At 47.3% G+C, this 11,796-nt stretch carries 8 protein-coding genes and 1 pseudogene; 3 read left to right on the forward strand and 6 right to left on the reverse strand.

What is annotated here, in order from left to right; genetic code table 11:
• Positions 1–112: 112 nt before the first annotated feature.
• On the forward strand, positions 113–1,891 hold the full coding sequence (gene mrdA / locus NC981_RS21230) for a penicillin-binding protein 2 (RefSeq protein ID WP_348244734.1): 1,779 nt from the start codon (positions 113–115) through the stop codon (positions 1,889–1,891).
• Between the two features lie 57 nt (positions 1,892–1,948).
• A complete protein-coding gene (locus tag NC981_RS21235; protein WP_348244735.1) occupies positions 1,949–3,802 on the forward strand; it encodes a DNA polymerase III subunit gamma/tau in 1,854 nt (617 codons plus the stop codon).
• A 199-nt stretch (positions 3,803–4,001) separates the two neighbouring features.
• On the opposite strand, the gene NC981_RS21240 is transcribed toward NC981_RS21235, so the two are convergent.
• Entirely contained in the window at positions 4,002–5,078 is a 1,077-nt protein-coding gene (locus tag NC981_RS21240) for a hypothetical protein (protein WP_348244736.1), read from the reverse strand.
• A 504-nt stretch (positions 5,079–5,582) separates the two neighbouring features.
• Between NC981_RS21240 and NC981_RS21245 the strand changes: the two genes are divergently transcribed.
• On the forward strand, positions 5,583–6,932 hold the full coding sequence (locus tag NC981_RS21245; protein WP_348244737.1) for an erythromycin esterase family protein: 1,350 nt from the start codon (positions 5,583–5,585) through the stop codon (positions 6,930–6,932).
• Between the two features lie 147 nt (positions 6,933–7,079).
• On the opposite strand, the gene NC981_RS21250 is transcribed toward NC981_RS21245, so the two are convergent.
• From NC981_RS21250 to NC981_RS21270, 5 genes and pseudogenes are all read right to left on the reverse strand, one after another.
• Positions 7,080–7,802 carry a phospholipase gene (locus tag NC981_RS21250; protein ID WP_348244738.1) on the reverse strand — a complete coding sequence of 241 codons (723 nt, stop codon included), beginning with the start codon at positions 7,800–7,802 and terminating at the stop codon, positions 7,080–7,082.
• Positions 7,803–7,816: 14 nt separating this feature from the next.
• On the reverse strand, positions 7,817–8,128 hold the full coding sequence (locus NC981_RS21255) for a hypothetical protein (RefSeq protein WP_348244739.1): 312 nt from the start codon (positions 8,126–8,128) through the stop codon (positions 7,817–7,819).
• Between the two features lie 668 nt (positions 8,129–8,796).
• Positions 8,797–9,128, reverse strand: a pseudogene (locus tag NC981_RS21260) (DUF5615 family PIN-like protein).
• Positions 9,125–9,355, reverse strand: a complete 231-nt coding sequence (locus tag NC981_RS21265) for a DUF433 domain-containing protein (protein WP_190377078.1) — start codon at positions 9,353–9,355, stop codon at positions 9,125–9,127. Before NC981_RS21265 ends, NC981_RS21260 begins: the two are co-directional and overlap by 4 nt.
• Before the next feature lie 226 nt (positions 9,356–9,581).
• Positions 9,582–10,982: a hypothetical protein gene (locus NC981_RS21270; RefSeq protein WP_348244740.1), complete on the reverse strand. Its 1,401-nt coding sequence runs from the start codon at positions 10,980–10,982 to the stop codon at positions 9,582–9,584.
• Between the last annotated feature and the right edge of the window lie 814 nt (positions 10,983–11,796).

Genomic DNA, 11,796 nt, shown 5'->3' on the forward strand with positions numbered 1-11,796 from the left:
ATCAGGTTTCATACGGTCTTCAAATAATTCCACCAGAATCCTCTTCTCTTACTGGATCTGTTACAGTAAGTCCGATGTCATTTCTTTGACCTTCTCACCCTTAGCGCAACGTATGGCGAACACCTTCTATTCATCGACGAATTCCTGGGTCAGCAAAGCACGATCGCAGCGCTCCTTCCGGGCGGTGATTCTATTCCTACTTGCCAGCGGCGTGATGAGCGTCTGTGGATTTCGCCTTGCCTATCTGCAACTGGTTGAAGGAAAAAACAACCGCCAGCTTGCTGAACAAAACCGCGTCCGATCGATTTCCATCGTGGCAGATCGCGGTAATTTGGTCGATCGCAAAGGCAAACCGATCGTCGTGAATCGCTTGTCGCGAGCCGTGTATCTCTATCCGCGTGAGCAAACCAAAGAACAATGGCAGGTATCGGCTCAGCGCATTAGCGAGTTATTAGAAATCCCGAAAGAAGACATTATCAAAAAGCTCGAAGAAGTGAAGTATCGATCGGTGTCCCCGGTGCGAATTCTGCGGGGACTTGATGAGAAGAAATTTATCGCGCTGCACGAAGTCGGGCAAATTCGCGGCTTAGAAGTTCAAGCAGAATCAACCCGCCAATATCCTTATGGAAGCCTTGGCGCTCACGTTTTAGGCTACATCGGCGAAGCCACGCAAGAAGATCTCAAAGCAAATCCCCAATTTCCCAACGGAATGCTGGTGGGACAGATGGGCATTGAGCGGATTCAAGATGCGACATTGCGCGGCATCTGGGGCAGACGGCTGATTGAGGTGGATGCGGCAGGCAAAGAGTTAAAGATGCTCGGTGTGCAGCCGCCCGTTGCAGGAGCGCCGCTACAGTTAACGCTCGATGTCAAACTGCAACAAGCGGCTGAGAAAGCATTAGCCGGACGACGCGGCGCAGTTGTAGCGCTCGATGTGAAAACGGGTGCGGTTCTCGTCATGGCAAGCGGGCCGACCTTTGATCCGAATATTTTTACTCGCAAAATCAGCCAGAAGACCTGGGATGCACTGCAAAGCCAAGACCATCCTTTTCTCAACCGCGCTTTGCAAGGCTATCCACCAGGTAGCACCTTCAAAATTGTGACTGCAATGGCAGCGATGAAGTCCGGTCAATTTTCTGCAACCTCAATGTTGCCGACTTACAGCGCCATAAACATTGGCGGAACTCTCTTTCACGAACATGGCGATGCTAGCTACGGAACGATCGGGTTTCGGGATGCGTTAGCAGTCAGTAGTAATACGTTTTTCTATCAGCTTGGCATGGCGATCGGCCCTGAAGCGATTTCTGAGTGGGGTCAAAAATTCGGCGTTGGCACGACTTCTACCATGGGCTTAGATGGTGGCAGTCATGGCATCATTCCCACACCCAAACAGAAGGAGAAATTATTCAAAGAGCCGTGGTATGTCGGAGATACAGTCAGTACCTCGATCGGGCAAGGAATGGTACAGATGACTCCGCTAGAAATGTCAGTCATGGTTTCAACCGTGGCGAACGGAGGGAAGCGCGTCAAGCCTCATTTACTCGCAAGTCAAACTTACCAGCCGAATATGCAGCCGGAATCGCTGGGGTTTGAGCCATCTGCTCTAAAAGTTCTGCAAGAAGGACTCACAGCCGTTGTGCAAGAAGGAACGGCACGCAGTCTTGGCGACGGCTCGATCCCGCTCACCGCCGGTAAAACGGGAACGGCGGAGGTTCAAGGACAAGAGGACAATTCGCTCTACGTGGGATATGGGCCAGTCAGCAATCCTCAGATTGCGATCGCGGTTGTGGTTGAAAACGGCGGTTATGGAGCGACAGCCGCAGTACCGATCGCGCATGAAGTGTACAAAGCCTTTTTCGGAGCGGCGAAACCTGCTCCGAAAGCAGAATAAACTCAAAGATCGCGATCGCACGGTAGGATCAATCAGTCGATTTGCGAATATCGCCCTGTGACCTACGTTCCCCTTCATCACAAATACCGTCCCCAAACGTTCTTGCAGCTTGTGGGTCAAGACGCGATCGCGACCACACTGTCAAATGCGCTGAAGCAAAACCGGATCGCGCCTGCCTATCTCTTCACGGGCGCACGCGGAACCGGGAAAACTTCGAGCGCCCGGATTTTTGCGAAATCACTCAATTGTATTTCGGTAGATGCCCCAACCGACAAGCCTTGTGGTGTTTGTCAGACCTGTCAAGAGATTACTAAAGGTAATGCTTTAGATGTCATTGAAATTGACGCTGCAAGTAATACCGGAGTTGATAATATTCGTGAACTTATTGAACGCGCTCAATTTGCTCCTGTGCAATGCAGATATAAAACTTATGTGATCGACGAAGTTCATATGTTAAGTAATGCTTCGTTCAATGCTTTATTGAAAACTTTAGAAGAACCCCCGGAACAAGTTGTTTTCATTCTAGCGACCACTGATCCGCAAAGAGTTTTACCGACCATTATCTCTCGCTGTCAACGGTTCGATTTCCGGCGGATTCCGATCGACGATATGACCCAACACCTCACGATGATCGCCGAGAAAGAAGGAATTGCGATCGCAGAGGATGCCCTCTATCTAATTGCTCAGATCTCTCAAGGTGGCTTACGCGATGCCGAAAGCTTGCTTGATCAACTGAGCCTTTTATCCGGTGATATTACCGTTGAGCGCGTTTGGGATTTAGTGGGTGCAGTTCCAGAGCGCGATCTAATGGCGCTAGTTGAAGCGATCGCTCAAAACCAGCCAGAAACCGTTCTTGATACCACTCGCCGCTTGATGGATCGCGGACGGGAACCTTTAATTGTGCTGCAAAATTTAGCCAGCTTCTATCGTGATTTATTGATTGCAAAAACGGCTCCCGATCGCGGAGATTTAGTTGCGCTTACGTCTCCAACTTGGGTGCAGCTTTGCGAGTTTGCAAAAGGAGTCTCGATCGGAACAATCCTCGCTGGACAACAACGCCTCAAGGAAAGCGAACTGCAATTAAAAAACTCTACTCAGCCTCGTCTCTGGCTAGAAGTAACATTAATGGGACTATTGCCTTCTGCAGTCACAACCGAATCGACTCAACCGATTGTTGCTCAATCAATTGTTGCTCAACCGATTGCTGCTCAACCGATTGCTGCTCAACCGATCGCAAAACCTGCCCAAACGATTGCCCCACCGATTCCAGAACCGATTAAGCCTCCTGTTGCGGCAACGACTCCGGAGCCAACACCAGAACCGATACAAGAGTCACCAGACAGTGATCTAACGGATCTGGAGCAACTCTGGCAAACGATCATCAGTAATTTACAACCTTTGGGAACGCAAGCCCTGTTAAAACAACAGGGAAGCTTACTTTCGTTTGATGGAGAAGTGGCTCAAATTGGTGTAGCTCAAAAACTCTTAGGATTGGCACAAGGACGATCGAAAAACATTGCTGCCGCGCTCACCAAAACTTTTGGAAAAGAAATCAAATTCAGCTTGGTGGTCGCACCGACGACTGCTGTAACATCCCCAACGCCCCCTCCTGCACCTTCACCCACCGAACCTTCAGAACCCGCTCTGCCTCCATTCTCCAATCCCACTCCACCTGTTACGACCAACCCCGAACCCCACTCCGAATCTACTCCCGAAGAACCTCCCCAACCCTCTTACAAACGCTCAGATTGGGAAGACGATGAAGTTGCTCGTGCGGCAAGAACGTTAGCGGAAGCATTCAATGGGTCTGTGGTTGATGCAGACGAGGCTGAGATTGAAGCGATCGGCACCCCAGATGAGATTCCAGAACTAGAAGACGCGATCGACGACGAAGATGATACAGAGTTCTAAAAACACCTGAGTTCGATGACCCTCATAGAACCATTAAAACGATCCCCGACCCCCGATGCCACCGAGGACAACGGCATGAATTGTGGTTAACCCGAACTCAGGTTAGTTGGAGCTTGAGTGAACACAGGCTGGAAGCGCAAATGGTTGTCAACCAAGCGATCGGACAAATTATCCGCACCGCCTTTGGTAAATGTTCGCTCTACTTTGATAGTTTGTCCCAGGTTTGAATAATAGACTGGAAGGATCTTGGAAGATTCTTTGTTTCTAAATCAATGTACTGCGTTGTCATTCCCATTCCTTGCAGAGTCGTGGTCGGATAGTCTGCGAAAGCGGCACTACTGAGATAGCGCAGATTGTGCAAATTGGGAAATCGTTGTGTTTGGAGCAATCGCTCAAATCGTTCAACTTCCGGTTGAGACAGCCGTTTCACAACTACCGGACGAGTCCGAATGTTCGGAGCGCTGACGTATTTCGTAATCACGCCCTCTTTGGTCAAGCTCAGCCGCGTCACTGTACCTGCAAGATCTCCCGAAACGATCGATTGAAATACCACAGTGTCCTCGATCGGCAGTTTGTTTTCTTCTGGAATAAACGAAGGCACTAATCCGCCTCGGCTACCACTGGCGGTTGAATTCTGAACGATGCGAGTTCCAGACTGATCGAGGTGATAGATCCAACTCCGTTCGCCATGAGTTACGATCGCTTGCCACCCAGGTATCGCGATTCTAGTACAAGCTTGCCGAGGTTTGAAGATGCCAAGACAGCCATCCCAGGTCGTCGATCGGACTGCTGCAATCTTCAAGAGATCGACGGGGACTCGAACTTGTCGCGAAATCTTGTTCAGCAAGCGTTGGCTGACTTCAATGGGTAAAGTTGCCTCGCTCGATCGCGGCTCTAAACGAACGGTGTTGGCATTACTGTCTGTGCGGTAGGTTAAGTTGTTCTGTCCATCTGAGACTTCGACTCGCCAGCCTTCGATTAGTGCTTGGGCGCAGATTTCAGCCGCACCCCCTAAGCCGAGACAGCTATCCATCCAAGTCTGCTGATTGAAGCTCACAAGATTGACCGCACTCGGCTGAACGCCAAACTGTTGAGCGGCAGCTTGGCGAACCTTCTGTTCGACGGATTCCGGCAAGGCAGCAAGCTTTGGCGTGAGGGCAACCTCGAACAGCCGAGGAGCCGCAAATCCAGCTTGAATGGAAAGCCCAGCACTGGTACTGAGCATGAATCCAGCCAGCGCGATCGTCGTCATCTGATGCAACAAACGAGAATTCATAACAATTGAGAGTGTTAAGGACAGGTCTAACTTAGCTAGTCGAATGCTGAAGGACGATTGCTGTTTCTGAATTTGCTACAGCACTCACAATTCGTTACTCAACGTGCCGCAGGTGAGGTGCGCTCGATAGGGTGTGACCAGAGTTTGATTCGCTTTCATTACCTGCGAGCATTACATGATCTCCCTCTAAAGGTTCAAGAACTCTGCAAGTAGGGATACCTCAAGAGTTGGAGGAAAAGATGAGCTTCAGTCTCTAGGCTGGTTGGTGTGACGGGTGAGCGCGATCGATAATACCAAATTGATTTTTGAGTGCGACAGATCCTTCGCCCCCTAAATCCCCCACGCGTGGGGGACTTCAAGCCAAATCTGTTTCGGATTCTCAAAGTCCCCCAGTATGGGGGATTTAGGGGGCTTCCAAGATCTGTCGCATTAATAAATTGATTCGGTATAACTATCAATTCTTTTCAAAAAATTCTTTTCAAAATGTAAGTAGCTGGAGGAACGATGCCAAACGCTACAGATACAAACCTCGTCGATGCTGTGAGGCAAGCGGCTTGTCCACTAACAGGCACAACCTCAGATTATGATTCTCTGATGGATTTAATTGGGGATGCACGTTTGGTGTTGATGGGTGAAGCAACGCATGGAACTCATGAGTTCTATCAACAGCGAGCAGAAATCACGAAACGATTGATTCAAGACAAAGGCTTCACCGCTGTCGCCGTTGAAGCGGACTTTCCAGATGCTTATCGAGTGAACCGCTATGTACGGGGAGTGAATCTCGATCCGACTCCTGAAGTCGCATTACGAGGGCTTCAACAATTTCCAACTTGGATGTGGCGCAACGTTGATGTCGTCGCTTTCGTCGGCTGGTTGCGTCAGCATAACGATGCCCTCACTCCAAGCCAATCCAAGGTCGGCTTCTATGGCTTAGATTTGTACAGTCTGTATCGCTCGATCGCAGCCGTGCTGGATTACCTTGATCGCGTTGACCCAGAAGCGGCAAAACGGGCACGGGATCGCTATGCTTGCTTAGACCACTTTGCTGAAGATGCCAAAGACTATGGTTACGCGGTCACCTTTGGCTTCGGTGAATCTTGTCAAGAAAAAGTCGTGAATCAGTTAACGGAGTTACAACAACAATCGGGCTATACCTATACCCAACAAGAGGGTCAGGTTGCAGCGGATGAATTCTTCTATGCAGAACAAAACGCTCGTTTGGTAAAAGATGCCGAAGCCTACTATCGCTCGATGTTTGAGGGGCAGGTATCGTCCTGGAATGTGCGCGATCGTCACATGGCGGATAGCTTGGATAATTTAGTTGAATACCTCGATCGCCAAGGAAATGAGTCTAAGGTCGTCGTTTGGGCGCACAACTCTCATTTAGGAGATGCACGGGCAACCGATATGAGCAAGGCTGGAGAGTGGAACCTCGGTCAACTCGTGCGCGAAAAATATGGACAGGATGCTGTCTTGATCGGATTCAGCACTTATACCGGAACTGTGACCGCTGCCGCTCACTGGAATGAACTTCCGCAGTTAAAGCGAGTTTGCCCAAGTTTACCCGGTAGCTACGAGGCACTCTTTCACGAGACTGGACTTCCTCAATTTTGGATTAATCTGCAAGCTGAAAATTTAGCAGTTGCAGGATTGCGAGAACGGCGATTAGAGCGAGCGATCGGTGTGATTTATCGCCCTGAAACGGAACGTGAGAGCCACTACTTCTATGCGTCGCTGCCTCAACAGTTCGATGTCATGATTCACATTGATGACACTCGTGGGGTCGAACCGATCGATCACACTGTTGAATCGATCACCGACGAAGTACCAGAAACCTTTCCCTCTGCCCTTTAACCAACTACGGAGTGATAGTATGACTGAGAAAAAGTTAGCGAATGAAATTGCAGTGCCTTCGGCTCTCGCTTTGCGAGTTCGTCACGGGTTCTGATTCTGGGATTGGACATTGTTCTATTCCAATAGAGATTATCCAAACAACTGTAATTAATGAGGTATGACTGATTGAGTGGTGAACCATTGCATTGCTTCATCAGCGATCGCACTCGGAACCGTATGCGAACCGTCAAATTCTCGGTAAAGCACGTTGTAGCCTGCTTGTTGTAGTCGTGGCACAATCCGGCGACTGCATCGATCAATCGGCAACACTGTATCGCCTTTGCCGTGAGACACAAAGCATCGGGGTTGTCCGACTTGAGTGGCGGGTGTTATAAATCCAGGCGAGAACGCAAGGATATCAGTAAACAAATCCCCATTGGTAATGCCTACGGAAAGGGCATAGGATGCTCCATCTGAAAAACCTGCGATCGCGATTTGATTCGGGTTAATCGAATAACGAGAAAACGTCTGTGACAATGCTTGATCAATAAAGGCAATGTCAGAACCGTAATGACTGAGAATCACATCCCAAGTTTGCTCACGTGAGTCGATCGCTAACACGATCGCGCTCAATTGCTCTGCCCATTGCTGAATGATACTGAGTCCATTTTCCGCATTGCCTCCTGCACCATGGAGCATCAGCACGAGAGGATTAGAAGAATCTGCTCGATAAGCTGTAGGAACATAAAGTAACCCATCTCGCTTACCTGCTAATTTGAGCGGATGCAGCCCAGGAGAGCCAGATCCTTTCGGCTGTATCGGACGAGCGCGTAATCGTCCTGCTGCGGCTGAACTTGATTGCTTCAGAAGTTTAGAGTTGATTCGCGGCATAATTTCAATTACCGTTATTCTGCGCTGGGAGCATCCGTTGTAAGAGACAAGTTGCCTTCGTCATCAAGCTGCGTCAGATCGACTGGGTAGTCTCCTGTCGTTGTAAATTGTTTCGCTTCGGTCGGATCATCGGTATCCTGATCGCCGGAAAAGTTGCTTGCGACAGGTTCGTTGCTCGAATCATCGAGTTGGGGATCGACTTGGGCATTTGCATCGAGTAATGCACTTCCACCTGCAGCGTGGGTCTGTCCTGAGATCGTTTGTTGCGCTTCTAGTGCTGCTTGGTTGGGAGTTGCGCCTTGGTTTGCCATTGATTGGTCGTTCATGGTTTGAAGTGTTTTAGTGTTGCAGTTTGTTTCGTAGAGTCAGCATCGATCGCACTATCAGAAATTTTCACCAGCACAGGGATTGATCGAGTATCTGATAACAGACTTTCATGCTAAGAATTGCTGTAAGCTCAACCGTCTATCCAATGCCATATTTATGATTACTTCGAAATAACAAGCGATCGGAGAAATGAGAGCTTGTTCACTGAAACAATCAGTTCGCTTCAATCTAGAACAGAATGTTACTCCTATGATAAAGATGGCATCTTCAAGCAATCATTACCCTAGTAAATTGTGGTGAACTAACTGAACAGATATCACGAACAAACGTGGGATTGAGAGAAAATGAAGACTGGGAAACCTGTGATTATCGTACATGGAGGAGCGAAGTGCGATCGACACGCTGATCAGTCGTGTAGAGGAGTATTTTAATCGATCGTCAAGGGCGTATCGGGTGGGCGCACAACTCTCAGGTCTCAGGATATGGCGGTTGCTTATATGAGTGAGGGTTTAGCACAGCCTGCTATCTTTACCCGTAAGGAGCAAACTTCAGTCATTCCAGCCTAAAATCTAATATGTTTTCTCAGCATCCTTTTTTTCAAGGAAATTCAATTGCGTCTTGAAAACTACTTCAACCCACAAACTCAGCCTTCATAAAGTTCGGGGCATTATGACAAAGCAAGCAGCGATAAATTCTCATCTGCATAAAATATTTTGATCACTTCAAAGTTCTGACGTAGCAAATTCTCAACTTGCAATGTTGAACAGTTTCCCAAGCGAAGCCAAATAACTTTCGGTGGATTGCCAAATACTAAGCTCAAATCGTGCATATCTGCATCTTTTGAGACAATCATCAAATCGTTGTCTTTTGCATAATTCCAAAGATTGGATCGCTTGTTGCCTTCATATCCACATCTCGAACGTGAAGCGAATTTGGGAAAAGATCGCCCAGACGGCTCGGCAACTTTGACGACAAGTTCTCATCAAAAAGTAATCTCATGCAGAGAATGGAGAAATCATCAACCGACGCTCACGGTCAGCAGCATAAGCGATACAGGCTTTTAAGTCTTCTCGCGTTAGATCGGGAAAATCGTCAAGAATTTCTGCTTCAGTCATCTCGGAAGCTAAGTACTCCAGCACTTCATAGACTGTAATTCTTAAACCACGCACACAGGGTTTCCCACCCCGTTTATCAGGTTCAATTGTGATGAAGTTTTGGTAGTTCATCGTTAAAATCACCTTCATTAAATCGCTCTATTGCAAGGCTTCATAACGACACAGTTGAGCGGCGATGAGAAACCTGCAACATAGACGAAAAGTTCTCGATCGCCGCTCCAACGCTGTGTTAGACCGATTGCGTTAGGCTTGCAAAATCGCATAGACGCCAGAGTATCAAGTTTCTCAACGTCATAATTTGCCTATGGTATAAGCGTTTGCGTTTGACAACTTTCTATCAAACTTTAACTCCTATTGCATAGCCTGTGATTGTAGCAGGACTTGCATTAATATGATCCTTACTGCTCACTTGCCATGCGGTTCCATCCTCAGATGGATAAGAGGCTGTAAGTAGATTGCCATGTCCAGTCCAATTTACTTGAGCGCCACCTCCTACAAGGGTGTATCCAGGTTCAACAGGAACATCAACCGATGGGTGTTGTTCTGCAGGGCTTGTTTTTGGGAAAATCTTCATTTCAGGATTCTGGGCACCATTTCGGGGTCGAATTCCAATTGCATAAGCTGTTATTAAAACTGCCTCAGGATACTCGTGATCCTTACTGCTAGCTTTCCAACTTTGTGATCCTTGAGGACAAGAAGCTGTAAGTAGACTCCCCTCGGTTGTCCAATGAGCTTGTGCGCCGCCACCCGTCAGAATATATTCACTTAGTAGTGTTGCTACGCTTCCAGGATGGTGTTCAGGTCCACTAGGCTCACTTTCAATTTCAACCTCCCATTCATTATTAGGATCATAAAGCGCTATTACTCGAATTGTTATAGTTGCAGGATCAGCAGTTCCATGATCTTTTGCCTTCGCAACCCATGTTGTTCGATTATCTGGAAAAGAAGCTGTAAGTAGATTGCCGTATCCATTCCAATTTACTTTTGCTCCACCACTGATTATCTTATAGCCGTCAGGTACGGTAAAACTTGCTACTGGATAATTTCTTTGATGCCCTTCATGATGTGTAAAAACATGGAGGTTTAGTGGAGGCATAGGTGGGATTGGTGGAATTGCCGGTATACCCCCTTGATATGCGTGTCCCTGTGCATCTTCTCCTATTGTGTTCAATATAACAGTAACTCCGCTGTGCCCATCCCTTCTAAGGAGAACCTTATGACCGCTCAAAGGAATCTCCATACCCTCTTCCAGATTTCCTCCTACAACTGTTGCTCCTGAAACAATAAATCCACCCGGCTTTACCTTTGGAGGGTAATCCGTCATGGAATTTGGGGTCCAATTGGCTGTAAAAATGATGTCAGGCTCATTAACAACTTCAAGAGATCCTTTAAGCCCGGCACCTCCCGGTACCATACATGCAAGCCAAGCATTGACTATAGTGTCAGAGGCATTTAGACTCACTATTTGCATGAATTCATTAGATTTAAACTTTCGAGACCTTTCACCAATAACCGCTTGCCTCCACTCATTAAATTTATCTTCAGACCAACTTCCACCTACTTCATAAGGTATTCCTTCAATAGGAAACCCAACTTTTAAGCCAGCATCTTGCTTTTGTTTAAACTCTCCATAGCTTACGCTTGTTAGCCAGTCGTACAGGTTCTCCTCAACGCTTTTATTAGCATTGATTATGACTTGATTGAAAACTCCTTGCTTTAGAATTTCATCACATCCCATGGTTACTCCTAGAAATTCTAGATACTTCTAATACCATTAGTTAGCTCAAATAAGCTCAATTTTGTGATAAGATATACAAATAAATTTGCAAATAAATGAAGATATCAAAATTGCAATAATTCAGTGTTTAAAGCCAACCACTAGTTTCAAAACATCACTTAACCGAAGCCTAGGGGTCTAACTCTTATTTAGGCGGATTTGACTCGCCCTACTCTGTCTAATTCCCCAGATTGGGATTTTAAGAAGATGGAGATCTACATAGCACTCTGGAACAGCATATTACCCAGACGAAGATTCTGTCTAACACACCAAACTGAATGATTAGGCAGACAATAATCTGTTTAACACACCAAATCAGAACGTTATCTAGACGGAGATCTGTATATCATTCTGAAAAAGGACTTTATTCAGACTAAGATTCTGTATATCATACCGAAGTAGCGTTTTATGCAGAATCCATGCCCGTATAATATCCCTTGGTTTAAAGCGCTTCGTTACTCCTTCAAGAAATACTTACTAATTGACATCCAGCACTCTCCACTCACGCAAGCTCCGCTCCACTGAAGCGTTCGCACTCCCTTCACCTACCCAAAGCTCACCCCTGACCTCTCAAAGCTGGGGCACGAGCTTCCAGAGCTAGCCCCTTAAGCTTCTCAAGCTGACGCACGAGCTTCCAAAGCTAGCCCACGATCGCTCAAAGCTGACGCATGAGCCTCCAAAGCTCGATCGAGAAAAATTAGTGTTCGATCAGATCCTCCATTCGATACAAGCATTGATGTCTTATGGCTTGCCAAGATCAAACTGAGATCACGTA

Source organism: Leptolyngbya sp. DQ-M1, assembly GCF_039962505.1.
Classification (GTDB): domain Bacteria; phylum Cyanobacteriota; class Cyanobacteriia; order Leptolyngbyales; family Leptolyngbyaceae; genus Leptolyngbya.